This window comes from Rhizobium sp. SVR5-2C (assembly GCF_056755115.1).
The window spans coordinates 20,357-40,085 of the sequence record NZ_JBNDHT010000014.1 but is presented as its reverse complement, the minus strand read 5'-3'; the positions used below and the strand labels follow the sequence as shown (position 1 = coordinate 40,085).

General features: G+C 59.1%; 18 protein-coding genes. 9 read left to right on the top strand and 9 right to left on the bottom strand.

Annotation, left to right across the window (positions count from 1 at the left end; genetic code table 11):
* Nucleotides 1–39 precede the first annotated feature (39 nt).
* Nucleotides 40–1,383: an adenylate/guanylate cyclase domain-containing protein gene (locus ACPYOI_RS06385; protein ID WP_481414624.1), complete on the bottom strand. Its 1,344-nt coding sequence runs from the start codon at nt 1,381–1,383 to the stop codon at nt 40–42.
* 442 nt (nt 1,384–1,825) lie between these two features.
* Here ACPYOI_RS06385 and ACPYOI_RS06380 point away from each other — a divergent pair, with 442 nt between their 5' ends.
* Nucleotides 1,826–3,166 carry a nucleotide sugar dehydrogenase gene (locus ACPYOI_RS06380; RefSeq protein ID WP_481414440.1) on the top strand — a complete coding sequence of 447 codons (1,341 nt, stop codon included), beginning with the start codon at nt 1,826–1,828 and terminating at the stop codon, nt 3,164–3,166.
* On the opposite strand, the gene ACPYOI_RS06375 is transcribed toward ACPYOI_RS06380, so the two are convergent.
* Nucleotides 3,156–4,331, bottom strand: a complete 1,176-nt coding sequence (locus ACPYOI_RS06375; RefSeq protein WP_481414439.1) for a DUF3095 domain-containing protein — start codon at nt 4,329–4,331, stop codon at nt 3,156–3,158. The two genes, ACPYOI_RS06380 and ACPYOI_RS06375, sit on opposite strands and share 11 nt — an antisense overlap.
* Before the next feature lie 123 nt (nt 4,332–4,454).
* On the opposite strand from ACPYOI_RS06375, the gene ACPYOI_RS06370 reads away from it, so the two are divergent.
* Nucleotides 4,455–4,934 carry a class I SAM-dependent methyltransferase gene (locus tag ACPYOI_RS06370; protein WP_481414438.1) on the top strand — a complete coding sequence of 160 codons (480 nt, stop codon included), beginning with the start codon at nt 4,455–4,457 and terminating at the stop codon, nt 4,932–4,934.
* Here the strand turns inward: ACPYOI_RS06370 and ACPYOI_RS06365 are convergent, their stop codons facing one another.
* Entirely contained in the window at nt 4,935–5,813 is an 879-nt protein-coding gene (locus tag ACPYOI_RS06365; RefSeq protein ID WP_481414437.1) for an FkbM family methyltransferase, read from the bottom strand.
* Nucleotides 5,813–7,531, bottom strand: coding sequence for an adenylate/guanylate cyclase domain-containing protein (locus tag ACPYOI_RS06360; protein WP_481414436.1), 1,719 nt, complete (start codon nt 7,529–7,531; stop codon nt 5,813–5,815). The genes ACPYOI_RS06365 and ACPYOI_RS06360 overlap by 1 nt, the downstream gene beginning before the upstream one ends.
* A gap of 299 nt (nt 7,532–7,830) precedes the next feature.
* Between ACPYOI_RS06360 and ACPYOI_RS06355 the strand changes: the two genes are divergently transcribed.
* On the top strand, nt 7,831–8,919 hold the full coding sequence (locus ACPYOI_RS06355) for a glycosyltransferase family 4 protein (protein WP_481414435.1): 1,089 nt from the start codon (nt 7,831–7,833) through the stop codon (nt 8,917–8,919).
* Nucleotides 8,916–9,680: a polysaccharide deacetylase family protein gene (locus ACPYOI_RS06350; RefSeq protein WP_481414434.1), complete on the top strand. Its 765-nt coding sequence runs from the start codon at nt 8,916–8,918 to the stop codon at nt 9,678–9,680. The genes ACPYOI_RS06355 and ACPYOI_RS06350 overlap by 4 nt, the downstream gene beginning before the upstream one ends.
* An 8-nt stretch (nt 9,681–9,688) precedes the next feature.
* Here the strand turns inward: ACPYOI_RS06350 and ACPYOI_RS06345 are convergent, their stop codons facing one another.
* Nucleotides 9,689–10,519, bottom strand: a complete 831-nt coding sequence (locus ACPYOI_RS06345; RefSeq protein WP_481414433.1) for an MBL fold metallo-hydrolase — start codon at nt 10,517–10,519, stop codon at nt 9,689–9,691.
* A gap of 319 nt (nt 10,520–10,838) precedes the next feature.
* Entirely contained in the window at nt 10,839–11,606 is a 768-nt protein-coding gene (locus ACPYOI_RS06340; RefSeq protein ID WP_481414432.1) for an SDR family oxidoreductase, read from the bottom strand.
* A gap of 117 nt (nt 11,607–11,723) precedes the next feature.
* Here ACPYOI_RS06340 and ACPYOI_RS06335 point away from each other — a divergent pair, with 117 nt between their 5' ends.
* Nucleotides 11,724–12,227, top strand: coding sequence for a GNAT family N-acetyltransferase (locus ACPYOI_RS06335; protein WP_481414431.1), 504 nt, complete (start codon nt 11,724–11,726; stop codon nt 12,225–12,227).
* A gap of 32 nt (nt 12,228–12,259) precedes the next feature.
* Here the strand turns inward: ACPYOI_RS06335 and ACPYOI_RS06330 are convergent, their stop codons facing one another.
* Nucleotides 12,260–13,429, bottom strand: a complete 1,170-nt coding sequence (locus ACPYOI_RS06330; RefSeq protein ID WP_481422681.1) for an acyltransferase family protein — start codon at nt 13,427–13,429, stop codon at nt 12,260–12,262.
* Nucleotides 13,430–13,790: 361 nt separating this feature from the next.
* On the bottom strand, nt 13,791–14,027 hold the full coding sequence (locus ACPYOI_RS06325; protein WP_481422676.1) for a hypothetical protein: 237 nt from the start codon (nt 14,025–14,027) through the stop codon (nt 13,791–13,793).
* Nucleotides 14,028–14,184: 157 nt separating this feature from the next.
* Here ACPYOI_RS06325 and ACPYOI_RS06320 point away from each other — a divergent pair, with 157 nt between their 5' ends.
* From ACPYOI_RS06320 to ACPYOI_RS06310, 3 genes are all read left to right on the top strand, one after another.
* Nucleotides 14,185–14,979, top strand: coding sequence for an SDR family NAD(P)-dependent oxidoreductase (locus ACPYOI_RS06320; RefSeq protein ID WP_481414430.1), 795 nt, complete (start codon nt 14,185–14,187; stop codon nt 14,977–14,979).
* A gap of 217 nt (nt 14,980–15,196) precedes the next feature.
* Nucleotides 15,197–17,350: a glycogen debranching protein GlgX gene (glgX, locus tag ACPYOI_RS06315; RefSeq protein ID WP_481414622.1), complete on the top strand. Its 2,154-nt coding sequence runs from the start codon at nt 15,197–15,199 to the stop codon at nt 17,348–17,350.
* 17 nt (nt 17,351–17,367) lie between these two features.
* A complete protein-coding gene (locus tag ACPYOI_RS06310) occupies nt 17,368–18,414 on the top strand; it encodes a DNA topoisomerase IB (RefSeq protein WP_481414429.1) in 1,047 nt (348 codons plus the stop codon).
* A 48-nt stretch (nt 18,415–18,462) separates the two neighbouring features.
* Here the strand turns inward: ACPYOI_RS06310 and ACPYOI_RS06305 are convergent, their stop codons facing one another.
* Entirely contained in the window at nt 18,463–19,023 is a 561-nt protein-coding gene (locus ACPYOI_RS06305) for a type 1 glutamine amidotransferase domain-containing protein (RefSeq protein ID WP_481422675.1), read from the bottom strand.
* Between the two features lie 145 nt (nt 19,024–19,168).
* Between ACPYOI_RS06305 and ACPYOI_RS06300 the strand changes: the two genes are divergently transcribed.
* On the top strand, nt 19,169–19,660 hold the full coding sequence (locus ACPYOI_RS06300; protein WP_481414428.1) for a cupin: 492 nt from the start codon (nt 19,169–19,171) through the stop codon (nt 19,658–19,660).
* The last annotated feature ends 69 nt before the right edge of the window (nt 19,661–19,729 follow it).

Here is a 19,729-nt window from a genome sequence, read left to right as displayed (position 1 = left end):
CTGAGTTCCACCAGCAAACAAGGGCCTTTTTGCTCGGCCTTACTGGACGAATTTTTCGACTGTCGGCGAGTTCGCCTGCTTTTTCGCATCGCGATGAAGCAGGATGACCTGTTCGGCTTCGGAAAGAAGGTTCTGAGCGGCCTCGCGGAAACTGCCTTCAATGGAGAGCGCCGGGGCGGGTGCACGGGGCTGAAGGATCGTCACCTTCTGACGGATGCCGCGCAGCTTCTCTTCGCCGAGCGTCGTCCATTCGCCGCCGCAATAGCCGGCAAAAGCCTGGCTGGCCACGACTTCGCGATTGTACTTCTTCGTCAGCGACTGTAGGCGCTGGACTTCGTTGACGGCCGAACCGAAGGCCGAGAATGTCAGCCGGTCCTTAAGCCCGACATTGCCGAACATCACATTGCCGATATGCAGGCCGATCCCGTAACGGACCGCGCCGAGACCCTTCTCAGCCCGGTCGTTGTTGAGTTTGGCAACCCGGGCCTGTGCCTGGTAGACGGCCGAAAGGGCTGCCTGCGAAGCAATCTTCGACGGGTCCTTATGGCGGCCACAGGGATATACGGCGAGAAAGCCATCGCCCAGGAAGCTCAGGATCTCGCCGCCGTTGCGATTGAACGGCGCCGCAATCGCGTCGAAGAATTCGTTCAGGGTATCGATATAGGCCTGGCGGCCTTCCTTTTCGGCATAGACAGTGGATTGACGCATGTCACCCATCACCAAAGCGGCGCGGATCGTTTCTCCATCGCCGCGGCGAATCTGGCCGTTCAGCACGCGCTTGCCTGCGTCGCCACCGAGATAGGTCGTCAGCATGTTGTTGGCGAGCTTTCCGAGCACGGCCATCTTGGCGGCAACCGCCAGATGATTTTGCATGCGAAGCAGCGCATCGACCATGTCGTCAGAGAAACCGGAATGATTGTCCGTCGACCATGAGCCCATCATGCCCTGTACGGAGCCGTCACCGAAGGGCTGTACGAAAGCAAGGTAGTCGGTCATCTTCTCGGCGCGCAGGTCCTCGAAGATCGGGAATTCGGCCGGGCCATCGTGCGAGATGCGACGGCGGATGTGCTGGAGGTTGTTGTCGAGCAAATAGTAATAGGGGCTCTGGAGAAAGCGGTCCGGCTTTGCACCCACGGAATGGCGATAACCTTCGATCGTGACGCCGCTGCCACGCCGCCAGGTGAAACCCAGGGCATCATAGAGCGGATGCAGCATCGAAAAAGTCAGGTGCACGCGCGCGATCGGCAGGCCGGCAGCCGCAATCCGCTCACAGAAACCGCGAACGATGTTTTCGAGATCATCACCTGCGAGGGAAGAGTTGGTCAGCCATTCGGCGACGCGGTCCAGAAGAATCGAGGACACGCTGGAATCGATCGTGCTCATGCCTGGTATTATCCTCATCAAGCACGTCCGCTCCTGAAACGATAAAGTACCCGACCCGCGGCACCGTCGGTGCGCAGGCGGAAATTCAGGATGGACGAGCGGAATTATTTGTCAACGATCTGCCGAGGAGCCCGGCAGACACACCCAACCCGCAAAAATCCGCGGACGGGCTATCCTTTCTGCAATTCACTTATCCTGTTCAGATAGGCGTGCTGCGAACGCGAAACAATGGCATTCACATAAATTATCCTCCTGCGCGATCACTCAAATGGGTTGCGAGTCCTTTCGGTCACACTGGCGACGGTGCTTGCCGAATGCGGCGCCCCTCAGGCCTGCCGATCACTCCTCACTCACATCGGCGTCAGGACGAGGCGGCGGGTTTCAATCCCTTTGATCTTGCATTATCTCACAGGCTAGCTTTCCTCCTTTCACGAGATCTGCCTTGGCCAGCCCATCCTCCTTCTCTGTGCTTTCCGCAAAACTCGAAAGCCGCTCCGCCCGCGCTGGCGTCATCGGACTTGGCTATGTCGGCCTGCCGCTGGCCATCGCAATTGCAAGGAGCGGCTTTGCTGTCAGTGGCTTCGATATCGATCCGAACAAGATCGTCGCCCTGGACGCTCGCAGATCGTATATCGACGCGGTCACGACGGAGGCGTTGACCGCGGAGGCGGAGGCCGGCCGCTTTTCTGCGACGACCGACTTCGCGGGCCTCAAGGCCTGTGACGTGATCGTCATTTGCGTGCCGACGCCGCTCACGAAGCATCGCGATCCGGATCTTTCTTACGTCGAGGCGACCTCGCGTTCGATCGCCGACCATCTCCGCCCCGGACAGCTTGTCGTACTCGAATCGACGACCTATCCCGGCACCACCGACGATGTCGTGAAGGTGATTCTTGAAACGACGGGGCTGAAATCCGGCGTTGATTTCTTTGTCGGCTTTTCGCCGGAGCGCGAGGATCCGGGCAACCAGCACTATCATACGGCAACCATTCCGAAGATCGTCGCCGGAGACGGCGCACATGCGCTGGAGCTGATGAAGGCGTTCTATGGTGCGGTGGTGAAAACCATTGTACCTGTCTCTTCCAACGCGACGGCCGAGGCCGTGAAGCTCACCGAAAACATATTCCGCTCGGTCAATATCGCGCTCGTCAACGAATTGAAGACCGTCTATGCGGCGATGGGCATCGACGTCTGGGAGGTGATCGATGCGGCCAAGACCAAGCCTTTCGGCTACATGCCCTTCTATCCGGGTCCCGGCCTCGGCGGCCACTGCATTCCGATCGATCCGTTCTATCTGACGTGGAAATCGCGCGAATACGAGTTGCCGACGCGCTTTATCGAACTTGCGGGTGAGATCAACTCCGCGATGCCGCGCTATGTCGTCGGCAAACTCGCCGAAGCGCTGGATGTCCGGTCAGGGAAAGCGCTCAGCCGCAGCAAAATTCTGGTTCTCGGCCTTGCCTACAAAAAGAACGTCGCGGATATCCGCGAGAGCCCCTCGCTGCGGCTGATCGAGATCATCGAGGAGCGCGGCGGCAAAGCGGAATATCACGACCCGTTCGTCAGCGAAATTCCGCCTACCCGCGAACATCAGGCGCTGAAAGGCAGGACATCCGTGGCACTGTCACCGGAAGCTGTAGCGGATTACGATGCGGTGCTGGTCGCAACCGATCACGACCAGATCGACTATGCCATGCTTGCCCGGAACGCGCCGCTGATTGTCGATACCCGCAACGTCTTCAACCGGCTCGGCCTGTCGGGGGATCACGTCGTCAAGGCGTGACATCTATCGCTGACAGCGTCTTGCCTGTGATCTTGCTGGCGGCAACCGCATAACCGCCGCTTGCGCCATCGATGAAATGCATATGGTCGCGTGAGAGAGGCGTCGGCACGAAACAGGTCATGAGTGCCGATTGCTGGCGGTGCAAGCCATACCGGGCAATGCCCTCGGCCTGCGCTTCTTCGAGCAGATTTTCGATCCGTTTCAGCCGCGCGGCATCGACATCGATGGTCATTTTCAGCCCGTCGTCGAATTTGCGGAAATCCGAGTTTCCGGCAAGGTCCTTCTTGTAGCGGTGGGCGTCGAACTTGCCGAACGGCAGGCCAAGCTTGTAGAGCACGACCAGCAGGCCGAGCTGCAGCATGATGAAGAGCTTCATCATGAGGCGTTTTCCCTTTGGCGCCTTCACTTTTGCTTCACGATCGATGCCTCTCATCGAGAAAGACAGCTTCGGACCTTCGGGCGGTATCGGATGGCCGTTGCGACCCTGCTCCCCAGAGATCGCGACGATTGCCGTCACCAGTTGCTGAAACGCCGCGCCTGGGCCGGCTGTGCCGGGGACGGCAATGATCGAAACAATCTCTCCATGACGCGATTCGATCGGACTCCAGCGGCAGGAGAGGCCGGCGAGGTCCGGGCGGGTGCCCGGCGCTGCGGGCGCAACGGTGTAATTGCCGGCCTTCATCTGCCGTTCAGCCCAGCTGTTGCCGCCTCCCGAGAACATCGCGTAGGTGACGTAAGGGCTTGCGGCATATCGGGCGATCAGCACATCGTGACCTTCGCGGCGAATATCCGCAAGCGGCACGACAGCTGTGCGCAGCGTAAAGCCCAGATCCTCTGCGACCCAGACTTGGACAGCCGCAAGCGCCTCGCGCGCCACCTTTTCCAGTGATCCCGGAAGCGCAATGAGCGCTCCGTCACCGCCGAAGACGAAAGGATAATCACCTTTGCCAACCGCATTCAGCACGGCGGAGATGACGGAGGCACCCGCCATGTTGACGTCCTTGTAGCGGCCCCCTTCAATCGCCTGTGTCGAGCCGACGATATCGGCAAGCGCCAGAATCCAGCCATCCGGCAGCGGCCGATAGTTACCGGTATCGGCCACGCCCTCGAAATCGGTGAAGACCGGGACGGTCGCGAAGAATTCTCGATCTGAAACGCCACTCATGATTCGACCTTATCACAGACCCACATCGCCGCAGCAACGGCATTTTGATCTACGGTGATCGACTTCGCGCAGTTTCATGTGATAGCACCGGATTGCAAAAAAGAATGACAGACAAGGACATAGATGAGCCGCCTCGACAGCTTCATCCGCCGTTTGACGGCTCAGCGCGACATCCTCAACGCCATCGGCGATCTGGTGAAGGATACGGAAGGTCCGGTTCTGGAATTCGGTCTGGGGAACGGCCGCACCTACGATCATTTGCGCGAGCTATTCCCGAATCGTCGCATCATCGCCTTCGACCGCGAAGTGCGCTCCTACTCCGCCTCGACTCCGCCAGCGGAAGACATGGTGACAGGCGATATCCGAGTAAGCGGCCAGGCGTTTGTCGGCATCGGTGCGGCACTTGCCCATGCCGATATTGGGACCGGTCACGATGAGATCGATGCGGTGACCCTGACCTGGTTGCCGCAGCTGGTGGCCGGCGTTCTAGCAAGGGACGGCATCGCTGTCAGCGGCCTGCCACTCGACTGGCGCGGGTTGGAACCGCTATCGCTGCCGACGGGGATCAAGGAAGGACGATACTTTCTCTACCGGCGCACGTGATCAGGGCAAAAAGAGCACGTCATATTGATCGATATCGCGCGGCAGGTCGCGAACCTTCATGTCCTGTTCGCCGTCTTCGAAGAAAACGATGCAATCCTCGTAGAAGCCGGAAAGCGATTCTATGAACTCGCGCGTCTGTTCAGGCCCATAGAAGAGAGGCGTGAACTCCATGTAAAGCGGCACGCGCCGCGTCATCAGCGGCACCATCGAGCGGCACGCGACAGGCTCATAGCCTTCGATATCCATCCAGACGAGGGCGACATCGCTTTGGTCCAGGCCGGCGTCACTGAGAATATCGGCCACCGGCCTGACCGGTACGCTGATCTTCGTATCCGACAGACTCTGGCGAATGGCGCTGCTCTTTCCGTGATTGTTCGCGTTGAGGAAGAAGTCGATCTCGCCTGCAATCTCGCCGGCGGCGCAATTGACGAGCGTTACTTTCTTCTCGAGCCGGTTCTGATGGATGTTCATCTCCAGCAGCGGAAAATTGCGAGGATCCGGCTCGACGCTGATGATGTGCGAATAGGTGTCGCTCAGCGCGAAATAAACAGTTTGCGTGCCGATATTGGCGCCGAGTTCGAGCAGGGTGCCTTCCTTCCGCAGCAAGCCCCGTTCGCGAAGCACCGCCAGCAGCCGGTCGACGTTCTCGCGCTCGAAGTGACCCTTGCGGAAGACCTTGCGGCCGACATAATCCGACGGCGAGAAGGTCATCAGATGGTCACCGGCATCGACGGTCATGGAAACAACGCGCTGGCCGATATTCTCGATCAGCAGGCGGCGGCCGAAGCGGGTATTGAAGAAGCGGCTTGCCATGACATTGCGCATCTTGCGCAGGCGCTTTTGCCAGAATTTCCTTGAGCGCCATCCAAAACCGGACATCAGGCTTTTCCTTCGAGCGGTTCGCCCGCTTTTTCCTTGCCGATCACGTAGACTTTCAAGGGCAGTGCGCGGCCACGGACGCTGATCTCGCGGCTTTCGATGCCGCTCATATCAGCGCCGGAAAGTTCTGCGACCGGTTCGGAAATGACGATCGCCGCGCCGAATTCCTTTGCAGCACCCTCCAGGCGGCTCGCGACGTTTACCGTGTCGCCTACGGCGGTAAGGTTTCTCACCCTGCCATAGCCCATGGTCCCGACGACCGCTGGGCCGAAATGGATGCCGATTGCAATCTGAAGGGGGATCGTCAGCTCCTCTGCGAACTCGGCGCCCAGCTTTTCGATTTCGGACGAAATCGTTGCCGCGGCCGACAGCGCCTGCCGGCAGGCATTCTCCGGCGAAGTGTTGATGCCGAAAAGCGCCATGGCGCCGTCGCCGATGAATTTGTCGATCCGCCCGCCGGCCTGTTCCACCGCCTTGCCGGCAACAGCGAAGTATCGGTTGAGCAGAAAAACAATGTCGAAGGGTAGCCGGGTTTCCGTCAGTGTCGTGAAATTACGGATATCGCAGAAGAGCACGGCGATTTCCCGCTCCCGGCCGGGGCTTGTCTCCTGCGCATTGGCGGGAAGGGCGGTTTCCGTCGCTGGGATCAGCAGCGGTGCGACCGTGACGTCGTGGTCCGGCCGAAGCTGACAGGCCAGTCGCACATCTGGCGCCGCGTTGATGCGCTTGAGCGTTCTCTGCTCCAACTCGCCAGGCGGCGGCAGGCGTTGGTAATTGCCGAGAATCTGTACCCGGCAGGTGGAGCACTGCCCTTTGCCTCCGCAGGCGGAATAGTGCGGCAGCCCGCCGAGGCGGCTTGCCTCCAGAACGGTGAAGCCGCGCGGCACCTTGATTATCTCGCCTCCCGGATAATGCACGGCGATCTGATCGGTGCGCTCTTTCCACTTGCGGCGCGCACGTGCTGCGACGACGGAAAGCAATGCCAGCGAAAAGCTGCCGTAGAGCCCGGCCCGGATCAAGGCGATCTGCTGCAGCGCTTCCGGATCGGTTTGGTAGCGGCTGTTCAGGTTTTCCTGGTAGCGGCCGGTATCGACCAGTCCTTCGTAGTCCGGCTCGGCGATGGTGCGGCCCATCTCGATGAAACCAAGCAGCGCAAGTACCGGCAGGAGAATGGCGAACGCCAAAAGCAGCGGCGCAAACCCTGGGTACCACGCCCGGTAACGCAGCCAGAAACGCAGACCGATACAGCCGTGGGCCCAGACGACAACCAGGGTAACCGCCTGCCGGATGCCGGTTCCAAACGAGGTGATCCAGAGGAGGCGTACGATCGTCTCATAGTTGTCGATGTATCTATAGAGTTCGTGAACAATCCGCGTTCCGACGACATGATCGATCAGGAGCAGCGGGATCGCGAGGCCGAGCACGATCTGGGCCATCTCCCCGACTGGCATGACCAGGCTCCGGCGCATGTAAAGCGAGCGAAGCACGAGTGAGATGTGAACGAAAACGGCGCCGTAGAAGATCAGCGTGCCCAGCGGATTGCGCCAGATCGCGAGAAACAGCCGACGGCCATCATCGGCTGCGTCAATGGAAACGAGGCCGAGCGCGTGGTTCGACAGATGGAGGGCCACGAAAGTGAACAGGACGAGGCCTGAGCCCAGCCGGGCGCGCCGGATGTCGCGCTCCGAAAAAAACCTTGTGTCTGCGATGCTCGCCATTCATTCCCGTTCTGAACGTTCGAATCTTGGATGCCGAACCCGGATGATCCTAGATCGACTCGACCTAAACCAGATCCGCTCTCAATCGAAACGCCGGAGCACGATCAGCTGAAAACGGCTTCACAGTTTTCGGCGTCATACTCTAGAGATGTTTGGATAAAAGCGGAATGCCGCCTTCACCATCCATGATCACATTCTATATGTTTATCAGTAACTTTTAAGGAGCCTACAATAGGGGAAATTTTCGCAATAGGCTGGATGGCCGGTCAGATACAGTGCGTTCAGGAAGGAGCGCGCTGATGCGGATTGCATTTTACGCGCCGCTGAAATCTCCCAATCATCCCATCCCCTCGGGCGACCGCCTTATGGGACGGCTGCTTTTAAGAGCGCTGGAACTCTCCGGTCATTCTGTCGAGATCGTATCCGACTTCCGAAACTTCGCGCCGACGCCCGAGGCAGCTATGGCCCTTGAGGGCGAGCGGCAGGCGGAGCTTTCGCGATTGAAAGACAAATGGCGTCAAGAGCCAAGGCCGCATCTCTGGTTCTGTTATCATCCCTACTATAAATCGCCGGATCCCTTCGGTCCCATTCTGGCTGCGGAATTCGGCATCTCCTATGTCACGGCCGAAACGTCCTATTCCCCGAAACGCAATGCCACCGGCTGGGCGGCGTCGCAGGCATCGGTCGTTGCGGCAATACGGCAGGCAGCAGTCAACATCGCGCTGACCGAACGGGACAGGGCCGGCGTCGAGCAGGCTGTCCCTGAAGCTCGGTTTACTTCGATCAAGCCCTTCATCGACACGGCGCCTTTCGGAAATGTCCTGCTGCAGCCGGATTCCCAACGTCTCGTGACAGTCGCTATGATGCGGCCCGGCGACAAGATGGACAGCTATGCAATGCTTGCCCGCTCGTTGCGGCTGATCGAAGACAAGCCTTGGACGCTTGCCATTATCGGCGACGGGCCGATGCGGGCGCAGGTCGAGATGCTGTTTTCGGATTTCGCACCCGGCCGCATCGACTGGCTGGGAGAGCGGAGCCCGGCCGACGTCCCAGGCCTCCTCGGGACATCGGGCGTTTATGTGTGGCCCGGCTGTGGCGAAGCCTACGGTCTTGCCTATCTGGAAGCGCAGGCCGCCGGCCTGCCGGTCGTGGCGCAGCGGACCGGAGGAGTCCCGGCGGTGATCGAAGACGGCGTTACCGGCCTCTTGACCGCTGAGGGAGATACCGAACGCTTTGCAGCAGCGATTGCCGGGTTGTTGCAGGATCAAGAGCGGCGGCTGGCGATGGGCGCGGCAGCACGGCGTTTCGTGCTGGAGGAACGATCGCTGGAGATTGCCGCCCGGGAACTGGGCAGGATATTGAACGTGTATGCAGGAGTCGGACCATGAGCGGCAATTCGGTATGGCAACCTCTCCACGAGGAGCTGGCGCGCTGGCAGGAAGCCGGTAAAGTGGCTCGGTTCTGGTGGCGGGATGACGATGCCATCGAGCCAACGGCAGCTCTGGAGAGATTGCTCGCCCTTTCCAGCGCCAATGATACACCGTTGACGATTGCAGTCGTTCCGGCAAAGACCGGTGGGGCACTTGCCGAGCGGCTGTCGGCTGCGGGCGGCGTCAGCGTCGCTGTGCATGGATGGTCGCATGAGAACCATGCTCCGCCGGGCGAGAAAAAACAGGAGCTTGGCGGACACCGATTGGCGGAAGTGGCGCTGGGTGAGCTCTATAACGGGTTCTTGACACTGCAGCGCCTGCATCCGGATCGGTTCATTCCCATGCTGGTGCCGCCGTGGAACCGCATTGATCGAGGCTTCATCCCCAAGCTTCCGGCACTCGGTTTCGAGTGCATGTCCGCTTTCGGGCGTGTGGATGGAAAAACGTCAATCCCGGTCCTCAACACGCATATCGACGTCATGGGACGTGGAGCGGACCGAACCAAACCGCGCATCGGGCGGCCACATGAGGAACTTGTGAGCGAACTGGTGGCGGAACTGCAGGACCGGTTCGAAGGACGCCCCGAGCCGATTGGATTGCTGACGCATCATCTGGCGCATGACACGATGGCCTGGGAATTCACCGAAGCGCTGCTTGCCGAGACTAGCCGCCACAGTGCTGTCGCGTGGCATCCGGCAGCAGAACTCATGAAGGCTTAGGACCTGTCTTAGACTTCAACGACCTGATTGTCGCGAGCAGCGAATGCCCCGGGAAATGCCGCCTGAGCGTCCTTTTCCATCTGGCCGAGCTGTGCGTCAGTGCGCGACGGCGCGTGATGGAAGAGAGCAAAACGCTTCGTCCCGGCCATTTTGGCGAGTTCAGTGCCATGCTGCCAGGTCGAGTGGCCGAAGCCCTTGAAACGCTGCATCTCGTCTTCGTTGTAGGTGCAATCGTAGATCGCGAAATCGGCGTCTTTCATCAATTCCAGGCACACCGGGTCGTAAGCGCCCGGAACGTGCTCGACATCGAACACCAATGCCACGACGCGGCCGCCCCACTCGATGCGATAGCCGATGGCGCCACCGGGGTGGTTGAGCATGTACGTCTTGATCCGGATGCCGTCGCGCGGGGAAAGCGCGTCACCCGCGTGAAAGTCGCGGAAGTTCATCGTTGCCTGGCAGATATCCGTCTTGACGGGGAACCACGGCGGGCTGATGAACTGATTGACCATTTCCTTGGTGCTCATCTTGCCGTCGAGATGGCCGGACCAGATATCGACATTGATCGAAGGATAGTAGATCGCCTTGAAGAACGGCAGCCCGATGATGTGGTCGTAGTGGCAATGCGTAAAGAACAGGTCGACGTCCATGACGCCTTCATTGATCATGGCGAGTCCCGCCTCGCGAAGGCCGGAGCCAGCGTCGAAGATCATCCGGTGGTCGCCGCAGCGTATCTCGATGCAGGAGGTATTGCCGCCGTAGTGATCGAATTCGGGACCCGAAACCGGGATGCTGCCGCGTACGCCCCAAAATTTTACCTGGAAAAGATCGTTACTCATGGTTCTTCAAAATCGGGCTCCCGCAAGGCTCTATCGTAATCATAGTTTGACCCGGATGCGAAGCGCGTAATTGGGGGAGCTCTGTTCCGTGTATTTTCCAAGACTAAGAGGAGAACGATTAGATTTTCCTAAGGCTCTCGCACCTGCATGGTCCGCAATCGGATATGGTTTGCTTTCCGTAAACGGAAGTATCGCAGTCTTGCAGGGTGGCGGACATTTCATTCCTATTAAGTGGCAATTCCGGCCAGAAAATGCAAATCCTCGCGTTTTAATGTCCCTTGCGCGCCGGCGGAGATGGCCGTCGGTCGATGCTTGCGGATCAAAGGCTGGCCGTGATGCCGCCATCGACCATCAGCATATGGCCGTTGACGAAGGACGAGGCGTCCGATGACAGGAAGACGGCGGCACCCACCAGCTCTTCGACATTGCCCCAGCGACCTGCGGGCGTCCGGTTCTCCAGCCAGGATGTGAATTTTGCATCGTCCACCAGAGCCTGATTGAGCGGCGTCTTGAAATAGCCGGGCGCGAGCGCATTCACCTGCAACCCATGCTTTGCCCAATCCGTCGCCATGCCGCGCGTCAGGTTTTTGACAGCGCCTTTGGTCGCCGTATAGGGCGCGATGCCGGGCCGGGCGAGCTCCGCCTGCACGGAGGCTATATTGATGATCTTGCCGGCGCCGCGCGCAATCATCGCCTGCGCCACCGGTTGGCTGACGTAGAAGATGCTCGAGACATTGGTCTTGAAAAGCTCGTCCCACTTTTCAACCGGAAAGGATTCCAGTGGCGCACGGAACTGCATGCCGGCATTGTTGATGAGGATGTCGATCGGGCCGATCTCGCTTTCGATATAGGCAATGCCGCTGCGAGCGGCTGCAGCATCGGTAACATCGAAAGCCGCACTGAGGGCATGGAAGCCTTTTGTTCTGATCGTTTCCGCCGCTTCCGAGGCCTTGTTGGCATTCCGGCCATTGATGACAACGGATGCGCCGTGTTCGGCAAGGCCGAGCGCCAGCGCATAGCCGATGCCTTGGCTTGAGCCGGTCACGAGCGCGCGGCGGCCGGTGAGATCGAACAGGGGAAAGGACAAGCGGAGCTCCTCTTTGCTGAACCCGATTGAAATGGAGTTGCCGGATCAATGCAAGTCACGGCTTTGACGCCAGCCGCTTCAATCTGCTATTTCCGGCCCCGAGCGAGGAAAACGATCATGCACATCCGCAACGAAACCGAAGCCGATATCCCGGCAATCCGGGCGCTGGTGAGCGATGCTTTTGCCGGCATGGCCTACAGCAGCCAGACCGAGGCGGCAATCGTGGATGCGCTACGCCGGAACGGCATGCTCTCCGTGTCGCTGGTCGCCGAAGAGGAGAGCGTGATCATCGGCCACATCGCATTCTCACCGGTGATGATCGATGGCGAGGATTTCGGCTGGTATGGTCTCGGTCCGATTGCAGTAAGGCCGGCAAGACAGGGTCAGGGGGTTGGCAGCACGCTGGTGCGCGAGGGGCTTGCCGCCATCCGCAAGCTCGGCGCTCAAGGATGCGTGCTGGTTGGCGAACCCGGCTACTACGGTCGCTTCGGCTTCAGTGCGGACGGGCGCCTGCGATTTGCGGGCGTTCCGCCGCGGTATTTCCAGGCTCTGAGCTTCGATGGCGACATGCCCTCCGGCACGGTCACCTACGATGTGGCCTTCGACGCAACGAACGGGTGAGCGCCCACACAAGGCGGGCGCTCCTTACCCGTCTATGCCTTTGCCGGCCTCTCGACTGCCCCAATCTTGACGTCCGGATTGTCGTCGACGCCGCGTGCCTTCGCAACAAACGAGAATTTCTTTCTCATGCCCAGGATGGGCTTCTCGATCATATGCCAGGAAATGACGGCAACGCCCATGGCGGCGCAGATGCCGACGGCATAGAGCGCAATCGCTCCCGTTTTGGGGATCAGGAACAGGCCAGGTGCCAGGATGATCAAAATCTGCAGGAAGGGATCGTGATAGAGATAGACGCCATAGGAGTAGTCCCCCTTGTGAAACACTGAAGGCAGAGGCATGCGCGTCAGGCCGATAAATGTGGTGACATAGACGAGCGCCGGGATCACCAGCAGTCTGTTCGGAACGCTCTCGATGGAAGAGCTGCTCAACAGCAGCATCGCCAGAACGGCAATCACCAGGCTGGCGGCAAACAACGATCTGCTGTGCGGGACGAAATCTCGAAGCTGATAGGCCAGTATGCCTAGCAGGAAGGCGAAAACCAGCTGCGCGCCCCGGCTGACGAACAGCGTGCTGAGAACCAGGTTCACGCGATAGGGCAGCAGATGCCCGAAGAACTGGACGACGAGGCCGGCAACAATGAAGCCGACAGTCAGCAATGCCAGCTTCTGCCATGACTTGATGATCGATGTGATCATCAACGCCGACATGATCATGTAACAGAAGATTTCCCAGGGAACCGTCCAGAGCGCACCGTTGACCCGATGGGTCGGATTGGTTTCGAACACGCCTGGCAGGCTGTAGTGAATCCAGCCCATGATGTTGAGGAAGTATTTGTAGAAATCGGCGCCAAGAAAGTAGTCGTGCAAGGCAACGGTTGTTACCAGCGGGCCGATAATGAACGCGCAGACGACAATATCCACGGCAAGAGCCGGGACGATGCGCAATCCGCGGTTCAGAAGAAAGTTTTTCAGGCTCAGGCGCTGAGCGCTGCCGGCGATCAGAAATCCACTGAGCGCGAAGAACATCGGCACCAGCGCGTATTCAGCAAACCAGAGCGGGCTCGAGCGGAAAAAATCATCGTTGCCGGTCAGCAAAAACGAGTGTGAAAATACGATTGAAAAAGCCAAAGCAATTCTGAGGAAATCGAAACCTGGACCGAGACCTCTATGCGCCGCCAGGACGTGTCCGAATGTTTTCTGCATGTTTCCACCATCAACGTTCAGCCCGCCCAAGACATACTGCACTGCAGCATCCTTAACAACCCGAGAACTAGTACTTTTGGCTTATATGGCACACGTTGTGATTGTTTGACCCTGGCATAGCGGCCGCCGGCAGTCCGCAAGCAGCTAGAAAGCAAGGGAAAATTGACCGTCTGGCGGCGGATCGATGTCAGGAAATAAAACGTCCCTTCCGCCCTGTTGCGCGCATATTGAATGCTAGGGTTGCGACTCTGCCAAATGTTCGGATAGCACATCGCGGCATCATTGAGGCAGACAAGTGCACGGAGATGTCCGCAGAAGGCGGAAATGATGTCCGTTCTTTAGAGGTGCCGCGCGTAGGAGACTAGCGCGGTCCCATGACTTGCGATAGCGATGTTTGGAGCGGCTGACCCTTGGCGATTTGCTTGGATCCGGGCGTGGCGAAAAACGCGAGACTGAGAACCCCGCCGATCATTCCGATGACAATTGCGAGCATAAGCATCTTCACGCCGGTTTCCTGTCTTGTAGCCAATGGCCCATTCGCACCATAGCGTATTGCTTCCGATTTAGCCCCGTGAAAATGTAGATCGACGATATGCATTGGCGCACCCAATCGCTCTCGAAAAAGTCTGACAGTGCACACAACAATACCGTTCCTCCGGTTTTGTGGATTGCCGACCTGCGATCGCGCCTGCTAGGCTCTCGCCTATCAACTTCACTATCCATTTCATTTGCTTTTTCGGGAGGCTCTAGCTGCCATGACGGATCTTGCTCAATCACTGGCGTCCATCAAGATACCTGATCTGAACGGCAAGGCGGTGCTGATCACCGGCGCGTCGACCGGCATCGGCGCGGCCCTTGCGCGCGCCTTTGCAGCGCAGGGCATGAAAGTCGGTATCCACTACAATGCGAGCCGGGAGCCCGCCGAAAAGCTTGCCGTTGAGATCAGGGCAACCGGCGCCACCGTGCATCTGATCCAGGGCGACGTTTCCAGGGAAGGCGAGACGGAGCGTGTCGTCGAGGAAACGGCAAAGACCTTCGGCCATCTGGACGGCCTCATCAACAATGCTGGCGGGATGCTCGGTCGCAAACCCACTTCGGAATATACCGACGAGCATTATGACCGGGTGATGAACCTGAATGCCCGCTCGGTTCTCGCCGCAACGCGCGCCGCCCATCCCTGGCTGAAGAAGCAGGGCGGCTTCATTATCAATACGACATCGATCGCCGCTCGAAACGGCGGCGGCAACGGCGCGATCCTCTATGCGGCCTCTAAGGGGTTCGTCTCGACGATTACGCACGGCCATGCGAAGGAGTTCGTGGCGGACCGCATCCGCGTCAATGCCGTGGCTCCCGGCGTCATCGCAACGCCATTCCACGAGCGCTATACCAATGACGAACAGATGGAGATGCAGCGTAAGACCATCCCGATGGGCTTTGTCGGCACCCCCGAAGATTGCGTCGGCGCCTATCTGTTCCTCGCGTCGCCCACGCTATCGGGCTACGTCACGGGCCAGATCATCGAGGTGAATGGCGGCCAGCTGATGCCCTGATCGGGCGGCCGACTACAGGAATTTTGCACTGCACAAAGGAACCTTCGGGTTCCTTTGACGTTTCAGGCTTGGGGCAAAAGCCGGTTGTCCTTCGAACGTCTGAAACGGATGCTTTATGTTAGAGCCCAAGCTCATCGCACTCGCCCTGCCTGGTATGCGCGTTCGCGCTATGCCCGACCTCATCAATTGACCGGGAAAAGGGATGGACGGAATCGACATGAGCTATTCCTTCTCTGAACTCGATTTCCTGAAGCCTGAACTGGGCGCCGAATATACCGGGTCGGGCACGCATTTCGCCGTCTACTCCGCCCATGCCGAGCAGATGGACCTCTGCCTCTTTTCCGAGGACGGCAAGAAGGAACGGGATCGCCTGCCACTGCCGAAGCGGGAGGGCGACATCTGGTCGGGTTATATAGCCGGCATAAAGCCCGGCACCGTCTACGGCTATCGTGCCAGCGGTCCCTATGATCCTCAGAACGGCCACCGCTTCAACCCGAACAAGCTTTTGCTCGACCCCTATGCCAAGCAGGTTGTTGGCGATCTCAAATGGGACGATGCGCTCTTCGGCTATGTAATTGGCGAAGACGATCTTTCCTTTGACGAGCGCGATAGCGCGCCCTTCACCATCAAGGGCGTCGTGCAGGATCCGGATTTCGATTGGGATGGCGACCAGGCGATCCGCCGGCCCTGGACGGAAACGATCATCTATGAAGCGCATGTGCGTGGCATGACCATGACGCACCCCAAGGTACCGGACCGGCTGCGCGGGACGTTCCTCGGCATGTGCAGCGATCCGATCATCGATCATCTGACGAAACTCGGCGTATCGGCGGTGGAACTGCTTCCCATCCAGTTTTTCCCGAATGACCGCTATTTGGAAGAAAAGGGCCTGACAAACTACTGGGGCTATCAGACGCTTGGCTTTTTCGCGCCGCAGTCGCGCTACATGTCGACCGACAAGATTACCGAGATCAAGACCATGGTGCGCAAGTTCCATGCGGTCGGCATCGAGGTCATCATGGATGTGGTGTACAACCACACGGCCGAAGGCAGCGAAAAGGGCCCCACGCTCTCGTTCCGCGGTCTTGACAATGCCAGCTATTACATTCTCTCGCCGGACGATCCCCGTCACACCTTCGACACGACGGGCACCGGCAATACGCTGAACGTCGCCAATCCCATGGTCATGCGCATGGTGCTGGACAGTCTGCGCTATTGGGTTGGCGTCATGCATATCGACGGCTTCCGCTTTGATCTCGCCAGCACGCTCGGCCGTCAGGAACTGGAGTTCGACCGGCAGGGCATTTTCTTCAGCGCCATCCGGCAGGACCCGATCCTTGCAGGCGTCAAGCTGATCGCCGAACCCTGGGATGTCGGCGAAGGCGGCTATCAGGTGGGCGGATTTCCGCATCCCTTCCGCGAATGGAACGACAAATTCCGCGATGATGTCCGCCGCTTCTGGAAGGGTGACGGCGGAATGGCTTCGGAGTTGGCGGAGCGCGTCGCCGGTTCTGCGATGCAGTTCAACCATTCGGACCGCGGCGTAACGTCCTCGGTCAACCTGCTATCGGCTCATGACGGCTTTACGCTGCTCGATACGGTCTCCTACAACGATAAGCATAACGAGGCCAACGGCGAGGACAATGCTGACGGCCATTCCGACAATCACTCGGACAATATGGGAGTCGAGGGTGCGACCGATGAAGCCGGCATCAACGATGCGCGGCTGAGACGGCGCCGCAATATGATGGCAACGCTGATGCTCAGCCAGGGCTTGCCGATGATCCTTGCGGGCGATGAGATCGGCAACAGCCAAGGTGGTAACAACAATGCCTATTGCCAGGATAATGAGATCGGCTGGATCGACTGGGGCGGTCTTGACGATCCTTTCCTCACCTTCTGTCAAAGGATGGTCGCCTTCCGCAAGGCGCATCCGGAGCTTCGGCAGGAGCGGTTCCTGACAGGAAAGACCGCAGAAGACGGGCGCATCGAAATTGCCTGGTACAAACCGGACGGCAATTTCATGGACGACGGCGCCTGGAACGACCCCGAACTGCGCGTGCTGACAGTCTACATATCCCGCAGCGTCGATGCGCCGGACACGGAAAAGATGGACGGCCTTTTCATGATCTTCAATGCGGGCGGCGATTGCGAGGTAAAGCTGCCGAGCGTGAACGGCATCAAGAAGTGGCAGCGTGTGGTGGACACCGGAGCCGATGACCCGTTCGAGGTACTCGAGCCGAAAAATCCGCTGATCGTTTACCGGGAAAGCATCGCCGCCTTTGCGCCTAAGGGGGCGACGGAACCGCCGAAGAATGCAACCCAGGCCGAACGCTGGCACTGGTTTAACTTCGGCCGCAGGAAAAAGTAACGAGTTCGACCGAAGCGATGAATGCGGAAGCGATAAGCGAATTGGGCCTTATATATGTAAGCGATACCGAGCCGGGTATTCGCAGACAGAGAAAAGGCAAGGGCTTTTGCTACCGCTTGCCGGATGGATCGCTGGTCTGCGAACAGGATCAGAGGCGCCGCATCGCCTCCCTCGGGTTGCCTCCCGCCTACGAGAACGTCTGGATCTGCCTTCAGGAAAACGGACACCTGCAGGCGACCGGCTTCGACGCCCGCGGTCGCAAGCAATATCGGTATCACAAGAACTGGCAATCCTTCCGCAGCGTTGCGAAATTCGATCAACTCGTCGAATTCGGCCAGGCGCTGCCCAAGATACGGCGACAGGTCTTGCGTGATCTTGATACCGGCGCAGACGATGTCCGCGGCATTCTTGCGGCTCTGACGACGCTGCTCGACGAAGCGCATCTTCGGGTCGGCAACCAGGCTTATGTCAAGGAAAACGGCACCTATGGCGCAACGACGCTTCTGAAACGGCACATCAAGATGACGGACGGGCGGATCGAGCTCAAGTTTCGCGCCAAGGGCGGAAAGCGAGTGCAGCGCAGCCTCAAGCATCCGCGGCTGCAAAAAATACTGGAAGAGATTGCCGACCTGCCCGGCCGCCAGCTCTTCGTCTGGAAGGATGAGACGGGAGCGCTGAAGCCGGTCGAATCCGGGCGCCTCAACGCTTATTTGGCGGAAATCTCCGGCATACAAATCACTGCGAAGACTTTCCGCACCTGGGCAGGTTCCCTAGCCGCCTTCGGCGCGGCACGGGCGGCGATAGAGATGGGCGAGCGCCCGATCGTGAAGGAAATGGCGGAGGCCTCGGCCGAAGTGTTGCACAACACGCCAGCCATCTCGCGCTCGAGCTATATTCATCCGTCGATCATTGCGCTCGCCGACAAGAACCGTCCTTTGCCCGAAAGCGAGATGCCGCCGGTGAGCGAACCTCTGCGGGGATTGCGGGCCGAGGAAAACCGGTTGCGTGACTTTCTTCTGCGGGAGGCCGGACTTTGGGAGGCGGCGGAGCGGAAGGCTTCATAAAAAAAGCCCGCGAGGGTGCGCGGGCTCTTGAGCTGACAGGAGGGTCCATCAAGCGGCGCGCTTCTCGTGGCGGCCTTCCTCGATCTCTTCGATGATTTTATTGACGAATGCTTCCAAGTCGTCAGGCGAGCGCGAGGTGATGATGCCATCGCTCGTTACGACTTTTTCATCCTTCCACGTCGCGCCGGCATTCTTCACATCGGTCTTGATCGACCAGTAGGAGGTTGCCTCCCGGCCGCGCAACGCATCAGCTTCGATCAGCAGCCACGGCGCGTGGCATATGGCGGCGACCACCTTACCGGACCTTACGAATTCAATGACGACGAGCATGGCATCGTCATTGATCCTGAGCTTGTCCGGATTGATCTGGCCGCCGGGCAAGACGATGGCATCGAAATCTTCGATATTCACGTCCTTCGCCTGCAGGTCGACGTCGACGCTGTCGCCCCAGTCTTTCTTGTCCCAACTCCTGATGCTCCCCTCCTTGATGGAGGCGATCTTGACCGCTGCACCGCGCTTTTTCGGTTCCTCATACGGGACGCGCAGCTCGGAACGCTCGTAGCCGTCAGTGGCCAGAATGAGGATCTTTGCGGAATCGATGGAAGGCATTGCGGATGTCCTTTCCCTCGTCTGTTGAATTGGGGATCAGAAAGCAGAACCGCTCGTGGCGCTGTTGGTTCCGACATTTTTGGAACAGGCGGAACTTGGCAGGGACAGAAGCTGTTATCGTTCCAGCTGAAGAGGAGGCTAGTAGATGGAGCCAGAAGCGATCCTGCTTGAGCCGAGCGGATTCGTCCCGAACAATCCCACATTTTCGCTGCTGCTCTATCGAGGCGTGCTGAGGAATGGTGACGGGGCAGCCGCTTTCGAAGCGCTGTTCGGACGAAACGGCTGGGGCAATATGTGGCGGAATGGCGTCTATCCGTTTCATCATTACCATTCGAAAACACATGAGGCGCTGGGCTTTGCTACCGGGAGCGCAAAGTTGATGCTTGGCGGACCATCGGGTATCGAGGTCGAGGTCCACGCTGGCGATGCTGCGATCCTGCCTGCAGGAATGGGACATTGCCGGATATCGGCCAGCAGCGATTTTCTGGTGGTCGGCGCTTATCCTCCGGGAGCCGACTACGATCTCTGCCGCGAAGCGCCGACGCCGGAGCAGTTGAAGCGGATACGCGAACTGCCGGCGCCTGAAACCGATCCCGTGACCGGGGCCAGCGGCGGACTGACCGCGCTTTGGCGCTGAAATATTGGAACTTTTCGGGCCGTTATCAGTTAAAGGGCTTGGATCAGGGAGAATCTTCAAAGGGCGCTC

What these genes read in the sequence shown, in the direction of transcription:
- ACPYOI_RS06385 (WP_481414624.1), bottom strand. Translation starts at nt 1,383, where the DNA reads ATGAGCACGATCGATTCCAGCGTGTCCTCGATTCTTCTGGACCGCGTC.
- ACPYOI_RS06375 (WP_481414439.1), bottom strand. Translation starts at nt 4,331, where the DNA reads ATGAGTGGCGTTTCAGATCGAGAATTCTTCGCGACCGTCCCGGTCTTC.
- ACPYOI_RS06370 (WP_481414438.1), top strand. Translation starts at nt 4,455, where the DNA reads ATGAGCCGCCTCGACAGCTTCATCCGCCGTTTGACGGCTCAGCGCGAC.
- ACPYOI_RS06365 (WP_481414437.1), bottom strand. Translation starts at nt 5,813, where the DNA reads ATGTCCGGTTTTGGATGGCGCTCAAGGAAATTCTGGCAAAAGCGCCTG.
- ACPYOI_RS06360 (WP_481414436.1), bottom strand. Translation starts at nt 7,531, where the DNA reads ATGGCGAGCATCGCAGACACAAGGTTTTTTTCGGAGCGCGACATCCGG.
- ACPYOI_RS06355 (WP_481414435.1), top strand. Translation starts at nt 7,831, where the DNA reads ATGCGGATTGCATTTTACGCGCCGCTGAAATCTCCCAATCATCCCATC.
- ACPYOI_RS06350 (WP_481414434.1), top strand. Translation starts at nt 8,916, where the DNA reads ATGAGCGGCAATTCGGTATGGCAACCTCTCCACGAGGAGCTGGCGCGC.
- ACPYOI_RS06345 (WP_481414433.1), bottom strand. Translation starts at nt 10,519, where the DNA reads ATGAGTAACGATCTTTTCCAGGTAAAATTTTGGGGCGTACGCGGCAGC.
- ACPYOI_RS06335 (WP_481414431.1), top strand. Translation starts at nt 11,724, where the DNA reads ATGCACATCCGCAACGAAACCGAAGCCGATATCCCGGCAATCCGGGCG.
- ACPYOI_RS06330 (WP_481422681.1), bottom strand. Translation starts at nt 13,429, where the DNA reads ATGCAGAAAACATTCGGACACGTCCTGGCGGCGCATAGAGGTCTCGGT.
- ACPYOI_RS06325 (WP_481422676.1), bottom strand. Translation starts at nt 14,027, where the DNA reads ATGCATATCGTCGATCTACATTTTCACGGGGCTAAATCGGAAGCAATA.
- ACPYOI_RS06320 (WP_481414430.1), top strand. Translation starts at nt 14,185, where the DNA reads ATGACGGATCTTGCTCAATCACTGGCGTCCATCAAGATACCTGATCTG.
- glgX (WP_481414622.1), top strand. Translation starts at nt 15,197, where the DNA reads ATGAGCTATTCCTTCTCTGAACTCGATTTCCTGAAGCCTGAACTGGGC.
- ACPYOI_RS06310 (WP_481414429.1), top strand. Translation starts at nt 17,368, where the DNA reads ATGAATGCGGAAGCGATAAGCGAATTGGGCCTTATATATGTAAGCGAT.
- ACPYOI_RS06305 (WP_481422675.1), bottom strand. Translation starts at nt 19,023, where the DNA reads ATGCCTTCCATCGATTCCGCAAAGATCCTCATTCTGGCCACTGACGGC.
- ACPYOI_RS06300 (WP_481414428.1), top strand. Translation starts at nt 19,169, where the DNA reads ATGGAGCCAGAAGCGATCCTGCTTGAGCCGAGCGGATTCGTCCCGAAC.